The organism is Dellaglioa sp. CoH-55-MRSF-7 (assembly GCF_056782235.1).
Genome location: NZ_JBXAYI010000111.1, coordinates 1 through 334 on the forward strand (window position 1 = coordinate 1; position 334 = coordinate 334).

Genomic DNA, 334 nt, shown 5'->3' on the forward strand with positions numbered 1-334 from the left:
GCGCATGACTACCGCGCGAACATCGGACACAGCAGGAATGTTCCACTTGTAGGTATCGGTCTGACCAGTGGCATTAGCCGTCACGTAGTTAGCGCCGGTCGTATCCGTAGCAGACTGCCAGTTAGGCTCAGCGCCCGATGGCGTCCACTGAGTGAGCGATCCGTTACCTGTGGCGTTCACTGCGTAAATACGACGTGCTGATATAGCAGGCTCAGTTTCAGGAGTCGGCCACACACCCGCGCCAAGGGGCCGCGTAGGGTCCGCACCGGATACGCTCTGAATCACCAAGTCGTCGATGAAGTAACTGACGAAGTTCGAGGCAAAGAACTTGAGG

1 protein-coding gene is annotated in these 334 nt (G+C 57.2%); it reads right to left on the reverse strand.

Going from position 1 to position 334, the window contains the following annotated elements; genetic code table 11:
• Positions 1-334: hypothetical protein (locus AC1RPU_RS08085; protein WP_481769657.1), on the reverse strand; the 334-nt coding region annotated here is incomplete at both ends.